Source organism: Halocynthiibacter namhaensis, assembly GCF_000812685.1.
Classification (GTDB): Bacteria; Pseudomonadota; Alphaproteobacteria; order Rhodobacterales; family Rhodobacteraceae; genus Halocynthiibacter; species Halocynthiibacter namhaensis.
In genome coordinates, this window is the sequence record NZ_JWIF01000040.1 from 18,307 (window position 1) to 35,175 (window position 16,869).

Consider the following 16,869-nt stretch of genomic DNA (forward strand, 5'->3'; position numbering starts at 1 on the left):
TGCCACCTTAAGAAAAGGTGGCATTTAATGTTCGTATTCTTATCCGATTACTGGCTTGGAACCGGCATCGCATTATACGCTGCGGTAAACCCAGTCAGGGACATTGGCAGGTTCAACTTCTGATCAGGGGCAATTGCAGGTACAATCGTTACGACGGCATCAGCGCCATTTTTGAAACGATTGATAATATCCTGGGTGAAGCCGACACGGGCAAAACAACCCTGCGCGTCACACCAAGTGTACTGATATCCAAGTGGATTGCTGCCATCGACAGAGAATTTCACACCATCGGGAAGATGCGTCTCCAACGGCACGGCAATCAATGCGCCAGCAACCGCTTGGCTGCCTTCTGGTAAACGGAACATAGTGAGTTCAGCAACAGGATTTCCTTCTGGATTCAGAAGGGTAACGTTCAGCTGGCAGGGTTCTTCTTCGATTGTCGCTGCACGCACACAACGCAAATCCCAATCACCCGTTTTCTCGCGTGAATACACTTCTTGTGCCTGTGGTGTGCCTGTCGGATAGGCGTCTGCCTCGGTGGCGGTCGTTTGTGGGCTTGGTTGTTCGGTGGTTGCTTCTTGCGCAATTGCTTGGGTGTTGAAAACAGCCAAGAACGCAGCGGCTGTACATTGTGTCAAAAGGGTCTTCATTAGGCACTACTCCATAGATTTACTTGCCTTTAACATGCGTGAATGGCGCTGTCAGTTAGGAAAGCTGTGAAAATGGTGAAACCAGGCAATCCATTGCCAAAAGAGGAATGTGTTTGGAAAAGAAAAAGGGCCACAAAGGACCCTTTTTCCATTCTCTCTCCCTGTCGGACTAGCCGACTTATTATTAAGGGAAACTTAGTCCGTGGGGGTGGTAGGGGTCAACAGTGAATCTATGTGAATTTGTTATATTTTGACCTGTTGGGTCTTTCTCAGAGGGTTTCAGGCGGATAGAAACCAAATCAATCACCCTGGACAAAAAAGGTCGTGCACAATGGCACGACCAGTCTAACAGGGAGGAAGTTGTCGGATGAACGAGGACAGGACATCCGAACTAAATATATACTGGCATGAAAGTGTTAAAAGAGTATTTTCATTTCCAACGCAGGGTTAAAAAGGAAGCAATTATGGTCAACGACAGAATTTTCACGGGCGGCGGCGGCGAAGACTATAAACTATCCCAAGACCTTCTTTTGAAATATGCCAACCGTCACGGATTGGTTGCGGGGGCAACGGGGACTGGAAAAACAGTGACGTTGCAGATTTTGGCGGAAAGCTTTTCTGCTCAGGGTGTGCCCGTGTTTTTATCTGATGTAAAAGGCGACCTTTCTGGCTTGGCAAAAGCGGGATCACCTGATTTCAAACTGCATGACGCCTTCGTTGAACGAGCTGAGAAAATCGGATTTTCTGACTTTAACTATGCCGCGTTTCCTGCTGTTTTTTGGGATCTTTTTGGTGAACAAGGGCATCCCGTCCGCACGACCGTGTCAGAGATGGGACCGCTTCTTATCTCGCGTTTGCTTGAACTGACTGAGGCGCAAGAAGGTATTTTAAATATCGCTTTCCGCGTTTCTGACGAACAGGGCTTGCCGCTTTTGGATCTAAAAGATTTACAAGCAATTCTTGTCTGGGTCGGCGAGAATGCCAAGGATCTGTCCTTGCGATATGGAAATGTTGCGACGTCTTCGCTTGGGGCGATTCAAAGACGCCTTCTTGTGCTTGAGAACCAAGGCGGCGCCAAACTGTTTGGCGAACCGGCGCTTGAGCTAAGCGACCTCATGCAAACGACGCCTGATGGCCGTGGTCATATCAATATCTTGGCGGCGGATAAACTGATGGGATCTCCGCGCCTATATGCCACTTTCTTGTTGTGGTTGCTGTCCGAATTGTTCGAAGAGCTGCCCGAAGTCGGCGATCCGGATAAGCCGAAGTTGGTTTTCTTTTTTGACGAAGCGCATTTGCTGTTTGAGGATTCCCCAAAAGCTTTGGTTGATAAGGTTGAGCAAGTCGCACGTTTGATCCGTTCAAAAGGGGTTGGGGTGTATTTCATCACGCAAAACCCGACAGATGTGCCAGAAGATATTCTGGGTCAGTTGGGGAACCGCGTTCAACACGCTTTGCGCGCCTTCACGGCACGGGACCGTAAGGCTTTGAAATTGGCCGCAGAAACCTATCGTGACAACCCTCGGTTTGAGATCGAAGAAGCCATTCGAGAAGTTGGGGTTGGTGAAGCGGTCACATCATATCTTGAACGCAAGGGCATTCCTGGCGTGGCCGAACGCACGCTGATCCGGCCGCCGTCTTCACAGTTGGGACCGATCAGCAAAGACGAACGTGCGTTATTTCTTAAGTCATCCCCTTTGGCAGGAAAATATGAGGTGTTGATCGATCGCAACAGTGCGTTTGAAATGCTTAGCCAACGCTCAGAACAAGCTGCTAAACACGCAGCTGAGGCGGAACTGCTTGAGGAAGAAGCCTCTGTTGCAGAGCGAGAATTCCGCGCGGCACGCCGGTTTTCGGGGAAACGCGTTGGGCGTTCCACATCCCGTGTCAGCGCATCCCGCAGTGCGCGAACGCGCGAAAAAGACTGGGGCGAATCCATTGGTTCTATGTTGAAAAAGGAACTGACTGGGACAACCGGCCGTCGCATCGTTCGTGGTATTTTAGGTGGTTTTTTTAAGGGCCGTTAAATCGGGCCCGGAGCGTGTGATGAGTGATTATAAGTCGTTAAGATACTTTGTTTATGTTCTTTCAGTGACTGGGGCCGCATTGTTCACGGTGGCATTTCTTGCCATCACGACGGGGCGCAATACAATTGACGCCGGGCTACAACGGTTCGCAACCTTTGAGGTCGAGACGCGGGTCTCGCAATTGGCCGAATCGCCACCAAGCAAGGAAGAGCGCGCCGATCTGAGTTTGCGCCAACGCTTGGCGTTGCGTGTTGCTTTGGCCGCCGAGGACCGTGCTGGTGTGCTGACCAAAATATCAGAGAATGCAGAGCAACTTGTTGCAGTTGCGCTGGCAGATCGATGTGGAACGACCTGTTTGGATACACCGGCGCGGCTGTCGATCGACGTTGCGCAGCGCTTGCTCGCGATAAAAGGTCCAAGCGGGCGTTCTATGTATGATTTTATCAACATGCGATATGACCGTGCCTTGGATGGATTGTTGCTAGACGCAAAGATTTTTACGGGCACAAATGCGTTGTTGTTTCTCATGGTGTTGATCACCGCACGTTTCCAGCCAACACGCGCCAGTTTGTTGTTGAGACTTGAGATCGCATTGATCGCAACCGTGGTCGCAGGCTGTTGGTTTTTCTTTAACGGTAAAGACTGGGGTATGGTCCTGTTGACCAGCAATTTCACCGGTTGGGCGTATTCAGGCTTTGCATGTTTTATATTTCTGTGGCTCTGTGATTTGCTGTTTTTACGGGGCTATATCACACGGACGATTATTGACATGGCCGTTCAGGGGTTCGCCAATATGGTAAGCAATTTTTCCCCTGGTTAGAACGAGCTAGAACGAGTTAACTCAGCCTGCGGATCTTTAGATCGGTGATGCGATTGGCCTCTCGGGCGGCGATTTCGAAACGGAAACCATGGAATGAAAACACCTGGCCGGTGACGGGAATCATCTGTGCTTCGTGGATCACAAGACCGGCGATGGTGTTGGCTTCCTCGTCCGGTAAGGACCAATCGGCCGCGCGGTTTAAATCGCGGATCGTCATGGCTCCATCCACGAGATAGTCACCGTTTTCCGCGCGACGCACGACTTGTTCATCATCTTGGTCAAACTCATCAGTGATTTCACCAACGATCTCTTCAAGGATGTCTTCAAGCGTGATCAACCCCTGCAGCGCGCCATATTCATCAACCACCATGGCAAAATGGGTATGGCGGCGCAGAAACTGGCGCATCTGATCGTCAAGCGTGGTGGTTTCCGGCACGAAATAAGGTTCGTTCACCACATCCATCAGATCAAAATTGGCCATTGCACCGGCCTTTAACGTATCGCCATCGCGCAGTTTATTGATGGCACGCAGAAGGTTTTTTGCATGGATCACACCGATGATGTTCTCTTGTTCGCCACGATAGACGGGCAGGCGGGTATAGTTGCTTTCAAGGCATTGGGTCAGGATCGCGCCTGCTTCCTGATCCGCATCGATCATCTGGATCTGTGAGCGGTGCAACATGATTTCTTCGACGGTTCGGTCGCCCAGGTCCAATGCGCCCAAAATACGGTCGCGATCTTCCTTTTCCACGGTGCCTTCTGAATGGCCCAAGCTGATCGCACCCGCAATTTCTTCGCGTACGGCCAACATGTTGCCATCGGCGTCCTTGTGGCCAAACAGGCGCAGGATCAGGCGGACAATCAGGCGAACAAGCGTCACAAAGGGCGTTAGAACCAAAACGATAAGTGAAATCACTGGCGACACCCGTGCTGAGGCGGCTTCTGGCTGGGTGATGGCCCATGTTTTAGGCAAAACTTCGGCGAAAACCAAAACCAACAATGTCATGACAAGCGTGGCAAGTGCGATGCCACTTTCGCCAAACATCCGTGTAAACAAGGCTGTCGCGAGGGACGCGGCCAAGATGTTCACGAGGTTATTGCCCAACAGAACCGCACCAATCAGGCGTTCAGTATCTTCTGTCACTTTTAATGCAGCCGCAGCACCGCGTTCGCCTTTATCCGCACGCGCGCGCAATTTCCCACGTGAGGCAGCGGTCAATGCGGTTTCAGAACCCGAGAAAAACGCCGAGCAAAGCAAAAGCAATGCAATCGCGCCAACGCTGAACCAAAATGCCTGATCAAAAGTGAATGTACTGTCCATGGATGTCTCTGCTGGTTGGTCGCGTGGGGGAAGTGAGTCTTGTCAATGTAACGGATCAGTCGTCATTTTCCAGTGGGTGATGTTGCATGACCAATTCCTGAAGCCGCGCATCAAGGACGTGGGTATATATTTCGGTTGTCGACAAGTTCGCGTGCCCCAATAAAACTTGAATGGCACGAAGATCTGCCCCATTCGCCAAAAGATGCGTGGCAAACGCATGGCGCAGTTTGTGTGGCGTGACCTCATCTGGGTTGATCCCTGCGGCCCGAGCCATCGATTTTATCAGCACGAAAAAGGCCTGGCGTGTGATATGGGATTGACGGTTTCGAGAGGGAAACAGGAACTTGGCTTGGGGTTTGCCGTCTTTACGGGCATTGTCATTCAGCAGATCCGCATGTTCAAGCCAAGCCGCCAATTTATGGCGGGCAGGAGGCGACAAAGGCACCATACGTTCCTTACCGCCTTTACCCATGACCAGCAACATTTTCGGGTTCCCGCGTGCGGCCCCAAGGGGCAGCGATACAAGTTCTGTGACACGCATGCCCGTGGCATATAACATCTCAATAAGGCAGGCATTGCGCAGCTGTTCCGTGACATTTCGCCCAAACCCTTCAGAGGTTTCGATCAAGCGACTGACATCAGCTTCGCCCAGAACATGAGGCAGCGTTTTGCTTCGTCCCGGGCCACGAATTTTAAGGGCAGGATGGTCGCCGCGCAGACCTTCTTCAAAGGCAAACCGATACAGTTGTTTGATTGCAGACAATCTGCGCGCGCGCGTCGCTTTCGATAGGCCACGCGCATCGACCTCAACTAGGTAGTTCTCGATATCGTCTCGATCACAATTCATTAAATCGCAGGTTTGGCCGTCAATCCAAGTGGTGAAATCAAGCAAATCTCGCCCATAAGCCTCCAATGTGTTTTGCGCTGCATTCAGTTCGGCGGATTGCGCTTCCAAAAAGGCATTGATCCAAGGATGCATCAGCGCAAAGCCTTGAGATGGGACATCAACAGAAACTGTAATGCCGCTTGTCGGGCAGTGTCTTCACGCCCCAAGCTGCGCAGGATACGCAATGCAGATGTGATTTGGCTTAGGTCACCTTCTGTTCCGGTGTGGAACCGAGTGATCGCGACCAACAACAGCTCGCCGACGCGATCATCGTTAAGATATTCCTGATCGGCTGGGGAGAGAGATGATCCATCAAAACCGTCCTGCACGGCCAGCTGGCGTGGGTCTTCGGTCACGATATTGCCAGGCGAACCTTGGGTCAAAGCACGCAAGAAACGATCCTGTCCATCACTTGGCATATAGGCCGGCAGCAAGGTTTCATAGCCTTCGGACAATAGCGTCATGTGCCAAATCGCGCGCAAGGCGGCGTCTCCGAATAACAAGGGGGAAGGCGCCGGCGTTTCGGATGTATCCTGTGCCAGTTTAGGGGCGATCAAATTGGCAAGTCGGGGGGCGAATAAATTTGAAACCGGGCGTTCCAAACCGGTTGTTTGCATCATCATCCATAATTCAGGAAGCTGTTCTGTGATGTCGGAAACGGACCGATTGGTAAGCGCATTATCAAAGCGTTGAATCGTTTTCACCCGATCCCAAACGCCACCCGAAGCCGCTGCTTGGCGTTCCGTGTAAATGCCCAAAAGACGGTTGTCAGCAATCGCACCGACGCGCGCCAACCGTTCTGCCGCCTCGATCCGGGGCTTCCAACCACTCGTGCTTCTTAGGTCTGCATGCGAAAAAGCGCGGGGCAGCAACCGGGTCGCCAGGGGTTCGCCCAATGCTTCGTACATGCGGTAAACCAGCGGGGTTGGGCTGTCCGGTATTGGCAAGTCAGGGTCGCCCTCAAACATATCGGGGTCCAAGAAACGCGCAATGAGATCATATTCCCCTGGCTCAAGCTCGCCCAACACATCTGCACTGTTCAGCGTCAGAACCGCAGCATTCCAATCACCATTTCTTGCGAGGCAAAACACACGCAATTGATAAGACGGAACAATCGCGCCCGTGCCTTTTATGTCGTTGCAGGCGGCATTTTCATGGCCCAAAAGCAATGCAACATCAAATCGACGGCGGAAAAATCTGTTCGTTTCTGGCGCAAAGCTATCCATCAGGGCGCGTGCGTCTTCCAACAAGCCCAAAGCCAACATCTTGTCGATCCTGCCGACCAGTAATCGGCCATCGCCATCTTCTGGAGGGCGGGATTCGGCCAGCAATATATCGCGCCGCAGCGCTGCCAAAGCGGGCAAGGGGCTGATGGGGCTGTCGTTGATGAGATCGATGATATCGTTGGTGTGTCCATTTCCCCAAAGGGAGGCGGGGAAGCCGGTGACAGATGATGGCAGCAAACCCGTGGCGTCGGGATTGGGCGCATCAAGGCTTTGAACGGTAATAGATTCAACCGCAGCCCCCGTGGACACTTCGGGTTCAGTGAATTGCAGGTCCTGTGGGTCAGCGGTGGATTCTGACAACCAGTCAATGGCAGAAAAAGGTTGCCCTGACGATATAGTTTCAGTGGTTTGCGCAAAACCAGGTGCTGAGACGCTGGACAGCATCACCGCAATCAATCCTGACGTGAAGGACAATTGCATTTTAGTTGGTCTCAATCGTGACAGATTCCCGAACATCAACCTGGTCAGGCGTCAGGTCGCCGAGATACGCAAACCCAAGAAGCGCGATAAGTCCCAATAAAATAAGGAAAAAAATCAGCTTTACCAGTCGTGATATCATGTCATGCCCCCAAAACATTTGATAATTGCCGCCTTATAGCGGTCTCTCATGCAACTTATATATGGCCTTTTGCGAAATTTCACGTCATTCAGTGTCAGGAATAGTGAATTTAAGCGGGGAATGGCCGGAATGGCGCTTAGCCTCAAAAAAACTGTGGTAATGGTCGGCATGATGGGCGCCGGTAAAACGGCTATTGGGCGTGCGGTTGCGGACGAGCTGGCAGTGCCATTTTTGGACAGCGATGAAGAAATCGTACGTGCGGCACAGATGGAAATCCCAGAGATATTCGCCCGTGATGGCGAAGGTTTCTTTCGAGATCGCGAAACCGAAGTGATCACCCGTTTGCTGGACGAAGGCCCGTGCATCTTGTCGACTGGGGGCGGCGCTTTTTTGGCGCAACGCAATCGCGATGTGATTTCACAAAAGGGTGTGTCCGTTTGGCTGCGTGCGGATCTGGAACTTTTGTGGTCGCGTGTGCGCCATAAAGACACGCGCCCCTTGCTACGCACCCCTGATCCCAAAGCCACTTTGACATCGCTTCATCAAGCGCGTGTTCCGCATTATGAGAATGCCGATATGGTCGTGGATTCTCATGAGGATTACAGTATTTCTGACATGGCACAGCGGGTTATTTCTGGCTTGAGGAAACGCCCAGATGTTATTGAAAACAAATAAGAAAGCCGAAAAAGATGATCGAAACTCTACGCGTTGAGCTTGGCGATCGCGCCTATGACATTCGCATTGGTACGGGCTTGCTTGAACGCGCTGGAGCCGAGATCGCCCCTTTGTTAAAGCGCAAACGTGTTGCTGTGGTGACCGATGAAAACGTGGCTGCACTTCACCTTGATACACTTCGCGCGGGTCTTGCTGCGGATGGAATCGAAATGACAGCGCTGACGTTACCTGCGGGCGAAAGCACAAAGTCTTGGCCACATTTTACCCGCACGGTTGAATGGCTTTTGGATCAACAGGTTGAACGTGGAGACGTTGTTGTTGCCTTTGGCGGTGGCGTCATCGGTGATCTGACTGGTTTCGCGGCGTCCGTGTTGCGCCGTGGCGTGCGTTTCGTGCAAATCCCAACCTCTCTTTTGGCGCAGGTTGACAGTTCGGTCGGCGGGAAAACCGGCATCAACGCACCGCAGGGCAAAAATCTCATTGGTGCGTTTCACCAACCGTCGTTGGTGTTGGCTGATGTAGGCGTGCTTGGCACGCTGACACCGCGTGATTTCCTTGCTGGGTATGGCGAAGTCGTGAAATATGGCATGCTTGGGGATGAAGATTTCTTCACCTGGCTAGAAGTCAACGGCCCAGCCTTGGCAGCAGGTGATACGGCTTTGCGCATCGAAGCTGTGCGTAGATCCTGTCAGATGAAGGCCGATATCGTGGTGCGTGATGAGACCGAACAAGGGGATCGCGCATTGTTGAACCTTGGGCATACGTTTTGTCACGCGCTTGAGGCCGCCACAGGTTTCGGCGATCGCCTGTTGCATGGGGAAGGTGTGGCGATTGGCTGTGCTTTGGCGTTTGAGACCTCTGCGCGCCTTGGTCTGTGTTCGCAAGAAGCCCCTTCACGCGTTAGGGCGCATTTGCGTGACATGGGCATGAAGGTGGATTTGGCGGATATTGAAGGCGATTTGCCAGACGCGGACGCTCTTATCGCATTGATGGCACAGGATAAAAAAGTGGTTGAGGGACAGTTACGTTTCATTATGGCACGCAGCATTGGCGATGCATTTGTCACCGCAGATGTGGATGCCAACGTGGTGAAAACCGTCTTGGAAGACGCTTTGGCGCAATGCTGAAAGCCAAATGGGGGCTGCTACGGCCCCCATTGATCTCAGGTTTACTGAAACATTAAGCTTTCCACTGCGTCACTGGATATTGACTTACCCAAACCCGCGAAATCGCCATTAACCAACATGTCTTGCCCAAGATCGCGTATCAAACGATGCGTCGCGCGTGCCAAGGCCGACCCAAGCGAAATACGCGCAGCACCTGCTTTTGCAAAGTCCTCCATGGTCAGTTTCGTGCAGGGACCTGTGGCAAGTACGTTCACAGGTTTCGTGACCGCGGCGCAGATACGCGCGAGATCACCGGGGTTGGCGGGGGTCGGCGTATAAAGCCCATCGGCGCCGACGGCCTCTAAGGCTTGAAGGCGGCGAATTGCTTCGTCCACATCATATTTGCCGGTCAACACACCATCGGCACGCGCCACCAAGAAGAAATCCTTATTCAATCCACGCGCGGCAGAGGCGGCGGATTTGATGCGTTCCACAGCCAAATCAAAGGCATAGGGCGTGTCATTGGGCAGGGCTGTGTCCTCAATGCAGATGCCCGCCAAGCCAATTCCGCCGGCCATACGCACCGTCTCGGCGCATGTTTCGGGATCATCGCCAAAGCCATTTTCAAAATCGCCCGAAACCGGCACATTGACTGCGGCCACCAGATCTTGAGCGTGGGAAAGGGATTGGTCCCGCGTGATATGCCCCATGTCGCGCGTGCCAAGGGTGAAGGCCAATGCAGCTGAACTGGTGGCGATGGCTTTGGCGCCCATGCCTTGCAACATCAAAGCTGATCCCACGTCCCATGCGTTGGCCATAATGAAAGGGTTTCCGGGTTGGTGTAATGCACGAAAAACTGCGCCTTGGTCCACTGTCATGAGGTTCCTCCTGTTACGTATTTCTTTTCTATTTCAATCAGTTGTTCTTTACGCCAAATCCCACCGCCATACCCTGTGAGACTGCCATCAGCCCCCATTACGCGGTGACAGGGAATGATGATCGCCAAACTGTTTGCCCCATTGGCACGTGCAACGGCGCGGGTGCTTTGTGGGCGTTGCATATCTTGTGCTAAGGCGCTGTAACTGCGGATTTCACCTGCCGGGATCTTGCGCAACGCGTCCCAGACTTCTTGTTGAAAACCCGTGCCGTGAAGGGCCAGCGGTGTTTTGAACCCGGCGGATTCACCTTTAAAATAGGTACTAAGCTCTTCTTTGACCTGCGTGATTGGGGCGGGTGTTCCAAACCCGATACCGCCAGGACAGTCCTTCATCAAACGCTTCAATTCGGTCGGCAAGGCTTTGCGATCCGAAAATTCAAGCAGGTGTAGATGACGATTGTCTGCGACCGCGATCATCGGGCCAAGTGGAGTTTGAAACCAGTCAGCCTGCAGCAATGCGTCTTTTTTGAAATCCCCAGGTGCTGTGCCGATAAGCTTGGCAAAGGCGGCACGAAAGGCCGAAGGCGAGTCAAACCCAGCCTCGAGTTGAGCATCAATCACGCGGCTGCCCTCAGACAATGTGGTGAACCCCGCCGCCAATCGCCGTTGTCGCGCCATTTCAAGAAAGGTCATGCCAAAGACACGTTTGAAATTGCGCCGCACTGTGGATGGGTCAAATCCCATTCGTGCAATATCGCTTTCAAACCAGCGCTTTGATGGATTATGTTCAAGTGCTTTGGTGAGGGTTGTGATCATTGGATCATCCGATAGAACACCAAGAGGGTGACAGCGTTTACAGGGGCGAAACCCGGCTTCGATGCATTCGGTGACCGACGGTTTGAAACTGCAGTTTTCGGGTTTCGGGTCGCGTGCTGGACAATTGAGACGACAGAAAATTCCGGTGGTGGCAACGCAGACCCAAGCCCGGCCATCCCAGCTGGGGTCGCGTTTTGTCAGGGCTTCGTAAAGCACCTTGTGATCAGGCAATTTAAACAACATATCGCCTTTCTAGTGGCTTCCGGCGCCTGCGAGCGCCGGAAATCGGGCAGGGATGTTATTTATCCGCGGCAAACTTAATCAAACGCGCAAAAGCATCTTTGAACTGATCATCCGGGATGGTCATGGCCACACGGATATGGCCTGCAGATGCCGCGCCAAAGCTTTCACCGGGCATGACCGCGATAAGTTCTTGTTCTAGAAGGCCTTCGGCGAAGTCTTCGCCGGACAAGCCTGTTGCGCGGATATCAAGCATCAGATACATCGCACCGCCTGCTGGGATCAGCTTGACCGAATTCTGACCTTGTAACAGTTCGCGCGCGATTTCGCGACGACGGCGGAAAGGGGCTGCGACTTTCTCTTCAAACGTTTCGCCCTGTTCCAATGCGAATTTCGCCGCATCTTGAATGAACCCAGCCACGCCATAGGTCGTGTGTGTCGCCAAAGTGATTAGATTGGCAACCACGGCCTCAGGGCCGCAAACCCAACCAATGCGCGATCCGGTCATAGCATGGGATTTCGACATAGAACCAATAACTAACGTGCGTTCCTTCATGTCCGGTAAGGCGCGGGGAGAGATATGTTCACCTTCCCAAATTTGGGTGTCATAGACCTCATCCGAGATCAGCCAGAGGTCGTGTTTCTTCGCGAAATCCGCAAGCCCTTCAAGGGTTTCTCGTGAATACACGACGCCTGTTGGGTTGTTTGGGCTGTTGATCATCAGGGATTTAACGCCGGGCGTGATCGCGGCTTCCAGATCCGCGATATCAGGTTGGAAATCATTGCGTGATCGCGCCTGAACCGGCAAAGGCACCGCACCAACACCGCGAATTGTGCCAGGGTAGGTCGCATAATAGGGATCGATATACATCGCGGTGTCGCCATGATCGCAAACGGCAGCATGGCTTGCAAATAATGCACTTTGACCACCTGGCGTGATCATAATATTCGCAGGGGTGGTGCGCACGCCGGTGCGTTCCTCAATCCGCTTTGCCACAGTTTCGCGCAGGGCATCGGTGCCGGGAACCATCGCGTATCCCGTATGGCCGCCGGATGCAGATGCGTGCATTTTATCAAGGATAATCTGTTCCGTGCGATCATCATGTTCGCCAATGGTCAATTCCAGCACCGGCTTGCCCGCTGCTTTCATTTGACGTGCTTTGATGAAGATGCCCCAACCGTCATCCCCGTCACCGGTCAGGCCGGTGATGCGCTTTGAAAGATCCATTCTATATTCCCCGAGGTCGTGTGTTTTGAGCAGGCGACCATGCCGCGCCTGATTTGTCAAACGTGGATTAAAGCGCAGGCATATCAAAATCTGTGATGAAAACGGCGCGAGGGCTGGACATATGCGACATAGGCGGTATGGTCGCCCCCATGAACAAGAACATTTGCATTATGACCTGCATTATCCGCTGACATTGTCACGCGGGCGTTCTTTGTCGTTTTCATCATGAAATGAAGTTGATATGCCCGCCGCAAGGCCAGTGGTCCCGTTGGGCCATTCTGCATCGCATACCGCTGTGAGGACATATGACTGAGATTAAGCTGCATAACACCAAGACCCGCAAAAAAGAGGTCTTTACGCCGATTGATGCTGACAATGTGCGGATGTATCTCTGTGGGCCGACGGTTTATGACCGCGCCCATCTTGGAAATGCGCGCCCTGTGGTGATGTTTGATGTGCTCAACCGGTTGTTGCGCCATGTGTACGGTACCGATCACGTGACCTATGTGCGCAATTTCACTGACGTGGATGATAAGATCAACGCGACCGCCATGGCCCGCAAGGAAGCGGGTGCGCAGGGCACGATTGAAGATCTGGTGCGCGAACGCAGTGATGAAACAATCGCTTGGTATCTGGAGGATATGGCGGCGCTTGGCACGGACGAACCCGATCACATGCCGCGCGCGACGGAATTCATCCCGCAAATGGTTGCAATGATTGAGGATTTGATCGCCAAGGGGCATGCTTACGCGGCTGAGGGACATGTGTTGTTCGCGGTGGAAAGCTATAAAGAATACGGTGCGCTGTCGGGGCGGTCCATTGATGATATGATCGCCGGAGCACGTGTGGAAGTTGCGCCTTACAAACGCAATCCGATGGATTTTGTGCTGTGGAAACCGTCAACGGATGACCTGCCTGGTTGGCCGTCCCCATGGAGCCGTGGTCGTCCTGGCTGGCATATTGAATGTTCTGCCATGGCGGATGAGCTGCTGGGATCAAGCTTTGACATCCACGGTGGCGGTAATGATCTGCAATTCCCACACCATGAGAATGAAATCGCCCAGAGCTGCTGTGCCAACCCTGACGCTGGCTTTGCCAATGTCTGGCTGCACAATGAGATGTTACAGGTAGAGGGTAAGAAAATGTCCAAGAGCTTGGGCAATTTCTTCACGGTGCGCGATTTGCTGGATGGCCATGATGGCCAATTCAAAGTGCCGGGGGAAGTCATTCGGATGGTTTTTTTGGGAACGCACTATCGTAAACCAATGGACTGGACATCTGAAAAGGCCAAAGACGCAAAATCTTTTCTGCAGGAACTTTGGACGCTGGTTTCAGACGCAACGGCAACCGTACCTAGCGATAGTGTGATCAATGCGGTGGCTGATGATCTAAACACACCCTTGGCGATCTCTGAGATTCACTCTCTCGCATCAGATGTTAAGAAAGGGAAAGGTGACGCTGGCGTGTTGTTCGCAAGTTTAAAGTTCCTTGGTCTATTTAACTATGCACCTTCAATAAGTACCTTGGGTTGGGGGCCTTTCAGTGAACAAGAGCATGGCTCCGCCATTTCATTAGCGCGAAGATGGATGGAACTCCGCAATCTGAGAGATTTCGAAGCAGCTGACCGGTTGAAGAACGCTGCACAGCAGTTAGGGGTGACGCTGAAAGTTGTTAAGGAGGGCGGAGAACAGTCTGCCATCGCGCACTTGGATCACAATGTAGATCCGACTGAACTTGATGCAATAAAGTGATCGTGCCTCAACACACCAAAGGCAGCCCCTGACCCTGGGTGGGGGTGAAGCCCCCTCCCGTGGGGAGGGTCGGGGGCTGCCTGACCGTCAGTCAGGCGTGACAAAATAAAAAAGAGAAGAGCCAATGACAAAAGAAAAGCTATTCCTCTACGACACGACTTTGCGCGATGGGCAGCAGACGCAGGGGGTTCAGTTCTCGACCGCTGAGAAACTGCAAATCGCGGCAGCCTTGGACGATCTGGGCATTGACCACATTGAAGGTGGCTGGCCCGGTGCGAACCCAACCGACAGCGAATTTTTCGAAGCCGCGCCGAAATATAGCGCGACTTTCACTGCCTTTGGCATGACAAAACGGGCAGGGCGTTCGGCTGAAAATGACGATATCCTCGCCGCTGTGATGAACGCGGGAACGCCTGCGGTCTGTTTGGTGGGCAAGGCGTCTGCCTATCACGTGACCGAAGCTCTGGGCATCACAAAAGAAGAAAACACTGAGAACATCGCGGCGTCTTTTAAACATATCGTCGCCAAAGGGCGCGAGGCCTTGTTTGACGCGGAACATTTCTTTGACGGCTATAAATATGATGCGGATTATGCGTTGGAAAGCGTGCTGGCCGCCTATAGCGCTGGTGCGCGTTGGATCGTCTTATGTGACACCAATGGCGGCACATTGCCGTCCGAAATCTATGCAATTGTGAAAGCGGTGATTGCAGCGGGCGTGCCCAGCGACCACCTGGCAATCCACACCCATAATGATACGGAAAATGCCGTTGCCGGCAGTTTGGCGGCGATTGATGCCGGTGCGCGTCAGGTGCAAGGCACGCTGAATGGCCTGGGCGAACGTTGTGGCAATGCAAACCTGACAACGATCATTCCGACCCTGCTGTTGAAGCCTGAATATGCTGAGAAATTCGACCTTGGCGTCAGCTTGGAAAGCCTGAAAGGGCTGACCCATCTGTCGCGTGCATTGGATGAAATTCTGAACCGTGTGCCTGCGAAACAGGCGGCTTATGTTGGGGCCTCGGCCTTTGCGCATAAATCCGGCCTGCACGCCAGCGCGATCATGAAAAACCCAAACACATATGAACATGTGGACCCGGAAAGTGTTGGCAACACGCGGGTTATTCCGATGTCAAACCAAGCTGGACAAAGCAACCTAATCAAACGCTTAGGTGATGCAGGTTATGCTGTTGAAAAAGGCGACCCGGCGCTTGGGCGAATTTTAGACCGTATCAAGACGCGCGAAACTGCGGGCTATTCTTACGACACAGCGCAAGCCAGCTTTGAGTTGATGGCGCTGGAAGAACTGGGGGAATTGCCGAAATTCTTCGATGTGGAACGTTATAAGGTGACAGTCGAGCGGCGCAAAAACATGCGCGGTGAAATGGTCACCGTGTCCGAGGCCGTCGTGGTTGTTCAAATCGGTGCGGATCGCATGTTATCGGTCTCTGAAAGTATTGATGAAAACGGCAATGATCGCGGGCCGATAAATGCGCTGTCGAATGCATTGGCAAAAGATCTTGGCCCGTATCAGGCCAGTATTGATGACATGCGTTTGGTGGACTTTAAGGTGCGCATCACGGATGGCGGAACCGAGGCCGTGACCCGCGTGATCATCGACAGCGAAGACAGTGTTGGCAATCGTTGGTCCACCGTTGGTGTCAGCCCGAACATAGTTGATGCCAGCTTCGAGGCTTTGCTTGAGGCGATCGCCTGGAAGCTTGTTCACGATGGGGTGAAATCCGCATGAATACGTTGTGGAAGCTTTACACTGCATTTGGCGGTGAAATCGAAGTTTGGCGGACGCAGGGCACAGATTTTGACTGTCTTTTAAGTGTGGTAGGCCCGGTTTGACATATCTAACTGACGACATAAACGCCTGCGCTGAAATGGTGCAAAAAGGTGACCCCGATCGCTTTATGGCGGTGATGAGTGCACGCCCCGAACAACGTGCGCCTTTGTTTATTCTCTATGCTTTTAATCTTGAAGTTGCCCGTGCTGCCTGGGCAAGTCAGGAACCGATGGTCGGCCAGATGCGACTGCAATTTTGGCGAGATGTGGTGGAATCGGCGAATAGTGACGCCGTGCCGCGTGCCCATGAGGTTGCCCGTCCGCTAACGCTGTTGATCCGCGAAAAGGGATTGGATGCCAGTGTATTGGATGATCTGATTGCCGCTCGCTGGTGGGATTTAAACAAGGATCCATTCGCAGATGAGATCGCATTTCATGCCCATATTGCAGCCACATCAGGCGGGTTGATGCGACTTGCTGCGAAATCCTTAGGCGCGCCAGATGCTTTGATGCAAGACATAGGCGTGATCGGAAACAGTCATGGGATTGTGACGTGGTTCCAAGCGATTCCTGAACTGGAAAGCCGAGGACGCCAACCCCTGCATGATGGCCGTCTCGAAACTGTTAGGGACTTGGCAACAACGGCGCTTCACAACCTGAACGCCGTGCATTTTGCGCGCGCGCCTTGGTGTGCCGCTCTGCGCAGTGCTTGGCAGACAAAAGCTGTGTTGAAGCAGATCAAAGCACAGCCTGAACGCGTGGCACAAGGCGCTGTTGGTCTGTCAGAGTTTCACAAAAAACGCAGCTTGTTCTTCAAAACCTTAGTGGGTCGTTACTAA

General features: G+C 52.8%; 14 protein-coding genes. 7 read left to right on the forward strand and 7 right to left on the reverse strand.

From position 1 onward, the window contains the following. Nucleotides 1-47: 47 nt before the first annotated feature. On the reverse strand, nucleotides 48-650 hold the full coding sequence (locus RJ38_RS06110; RefSeq protein ID WP_039018004.1) for an invasion associated locus B family protein: 603 nt from the start codon (nucleotides 648-650) through the stop codon (nucleotides 48-50). Nucleotides 651-1,114: 464 nt separating this feature from the next. On the opposite strand from RJ38_RS06110, the gene RJ38_RS06115 reads away from it, so the two are divergent. Both RJ38_RS06115 and RJ38_RS06120 read left to right on the forward strand, forming a co-directional pair. Next, on the forward strand, nucleotides 1,115-2,677 hold the full coding sequence (locus tag RJ38_RS06115) for a helicase HerA-like domain-containing protein (protein WP_039018005.1): 1,563 nt from the start codon (nucleotides 1,115-1,117) through the stop codon (nucleotides 2,675-2,677). Nucleotides 2,678-2,696: 19 nt separating this feature from the next. Then, the gene (locus RJ38_RS06120; protein WP_039018006.1) at nucleotides 2,697-3,497 is read left to right on the forward strand and encodes a hypothetical protein; all 801 of its coding nucleotides are present in this window, start codon (nucleotides 2,697-2,699) and stop codon (nucleotides 3,495-3,497) included. Between the two features lie 16 nt (nucleotides 3,498-3,513). Here the strand turns inward: RJ38_RS06120 and RJ38_RS06125 are convergent, their stop codons facing one another. From RJ38_RS06125 to RJ38_RS06135, 3 genes are read right to left on the reverse strand one after another with little or no spacing between them, the layout of a single operon-like run. After that, nucleotides 3,514-4,818: an HlyC/CorC family transporter gene (locus RJ38_RS06125; protein ID WP_039018007.1), complete on the reverse strand. Its 1,305-nt coding sequence runs from the start codon at nucleotides 4,816-4,818 to the stop codon at nucleotides 3,514-3,516. Between the two features lie 55 nt (nucleotides 4,819-4,873). Continuing rightward, nucleotides 4,874-5,797, reverse strand: a complete 924-nt coding sequence (locus RJ38_RS06130) for a site-specific tyrosine recombinase XerD (protein ID WP_039018008.1) — start codon at nucleotides 5,795-5,797, stop codon at nucleotides 4,874-4,876. Then, nucleotides 5,797-7,410, reverse strand: a complete 1,614-nt coding sequence (locus RJ38_RS06135) for a hypothetical protein (RefSeq protein ID WP_052245227.1) — start codon at nucleotides 7,408-7,410, stop codon at nucleotides 5,797-5,799. The genes RJ38_RS06130 and RJ38_RS06135 overlap by 1 nt, the downstream gene beginning before the upstream one ends. A 268-nt stretch (nucleotides 7,411-7,678) precedes the next feature. Here RJ38_RS06135 and RJ38_RS06140 point away from each other — a divergent pair, with 268 nt between their 5' ends. Then, nucleotides 7,679-8,224 (forward strand): shikimate kinase, encoded by a 546-nt coding sequence (locus RJ38_RS06140; protein ID WP_052245228.1) that lies wholly within the window; start codon nucleotides 7,679-7,681, stop codon nucleotides 8,222-8,224. A gap of 14 nt (nucleotides 8,225-8,238) precedes the next feature. Further along, the gene (gene aroB, locus RJ38_RS06145) at nucleotides 8,239-9,351 is read left to right on the forward strand and encodes a 3-dehydroquinate synthase (RefSeq protein ID WP_039018010.1); all 1,113 of its coding nucleotides are present in this window, start codon (nucleotides 8,239-8,241) and stop codon (nucleotides 9,349-9,351) included. A 41-nt stretch (nucleotides 9,352-9,392) separates the two neighbouring features. Here the strand turns inward: aroB and RJ38_RS06150 are convergent, their stop codons facing one another. The 3 genes from RJ38_RS06150 to RJ38_RS06160 are packed head-to-tail and all read right to left on the reverse strand — an operon-like array spanning nucleotide 9,393 to nucleotide 12,491. Beyond that, on the reverse strand, nucleotides 9,393-10,208 hold the full coding sequence (locus RJ38_RS06150; protein ID WP_039018011.1) for an isocitrate lyase/PEP mutase family protein: 816 nt from the start codon (nucleotides 10,206-10,208) through the stop codon (nucleotides 9,393-9,395). Then, nucleotides 10,205-11,266: a bifunctional transcriptional activator/DNA repair enzyme AdaA gene (locus RJ38_RS06155; protein ID WP_039018012.1), complete on the reverse strand. Its 1,062-nt coding sequence runs from the start codon at nucleotides 11,264-11,266 to the stop codon at nucleotides 10,205-10,207. The genes RJ38_RS06150 and RJ38_RS06155 overlap by 4 nt, the downstream gene beginning before the upstream one ends. A gap of 55 nt (nucleotides 11,267-11,321) precedes the next feature. Further along, the gene (locus tag RJ38_RS06160; RefSeq protein ID WP_039018013.1) at nucleotides 11,322-12,491 is read right to left on the reverse strand and encodes a pyridoxal phosphate-dependent aminotransferase; all 1,170 of its coding nucleotides are present in this window, start codon (nucleotides 12,489-12,491) and stop codon (nucleotides 11,322-11,324) included. A gap of 305 nt (nucleotides 12,492-12,796) precedes the next feature. Between RJ38_RS06160 and cysS the strand changes: the two genes are divergently transcribed. From cysS to RJ38_RS06180, 3 genes are all read left to right on the forward strand, one after another. Beyond that, nucleotides 12,797-14,242, forward strand: a complete 1,446-nt coding sequence (gene cysS, locus RJ38_RS06170) for a cysteine--tRNA ligase (protein ID WP_039018015.1) — start codon at nucleotides 12,797-12,799, stop codon at nucleotides 14,240-14,242. 124 nt (nucleotides 14,243-14,366) lie between these two features. Beyond that, nucleotides 14,367-15,989: a citramalate synthase gene (cimA, locus tag RJ38_RS06175; RefSeq protein ID WP_039018016.1), complete on the forward strand. Its 1,623-nt coding sequence runs from the start codon at nucleotides 14,367-14,369 to the stop codon at nucleotides 15,987-15,989. A gap of 100 nt (nucleotides 15,990-16,089) precedes the next feature. After that, nucleotides 16,090-16,869, forward strand: a complete 780-nt coding sequence (locus RJ38_RS06180) for a squalene/phytoene synthase family protein (protein ID WP_238321658.1) — start codon at nucleotides 16,090-16,092, stop codon at nucleotides 16,867-16,869.

Coding starts and splice junctions, on each gene's coding strand:
- RJ38_RS06110 (WP_039018004.1), bottom strand. CDS start 650: ATGAAGACCCTTTTGACACAATGTACAGCCGCTGCGTTCTTGGCTGTT.
- RJ38_RS06115 (WP_039018005.1), top strand. CDS start 1,115: ATGGTCAACGACAGAATTTTCACGGGCGGCGGCGGCGAAGACTATAAA.
- RJ38_RS06120 (WP_039018006.1), top strand. CDS start 2,697: ATGAGTGATTATAAGTCGTTAAGATACTTTGTTTATGTTCTTTCAGTG.
- RJ38_RS06125 (WP_039018007.1), bottom strand. CDS start 4,818: ATGGACAGTACATTCACTTTTGATCAGGCATTTTGGTTCAGCGTTGGC.
- RJ38_RS06130 (WP_039018008.1), bottom strand. CDS start 5,797: ATGCATCCTTGGATCAATGCCTTTTTGGAAGCGCAATCCGCCGAACTG.
- RJ38_RS06135 (WP_052245227.1), bottom strand. CDS start 7,410: ATGCAATTGTCCTTCACGTCAGGATTGATTGCGGTGATGCTGTCCAGC.
- RJ38_RS06140 (WP_052245228.1), top strand. CDS start 7,679: ATGGCGCTTAGCCTCAAAAAAACTGTGGTAATGGTCGGCATGATGGGC.
- aroB (WP_039018010.1), top strand. CDS start 8,239: ATGATCGAAACTCTACGCGTTGAGCTTGGCGATCGCGCCTATGACATT.
- RJ38_RS06150 (WP_039018011.1), bottom strand. CDS start 10,208: ATGACAGTGGACCAAGGCGCAGTTTTTCGTGCATTACACCAACCCGGA.
- RJ38_RS06155 (WP_039018012.1), bottom strand. CDS start 11,266: ATGTTGTTTAAATTGCCTGATCACAAGGTGCTTTACGAAGCCCTGACA.
- RJ38_RS06160 (WP_039018013.1), bottom strand. CDS start 12,491: ATGGATCTTTCAAAGCGCATCACCGGCCTGACCGGTGACGGGGATGAC.
- cysS (WP_039018015.1), top strand. CDS start 12,797: ATGACTGAGATTAAGCTGCATAACACCAAGACCCGCAAAAAAGAGGTC.
- cimA (WP_039018016.1), top strand. CDS start 14,367: ATGACAAAAGAAAAGCTATTCCTCTACGACACGACTTTGCGCGATGGG.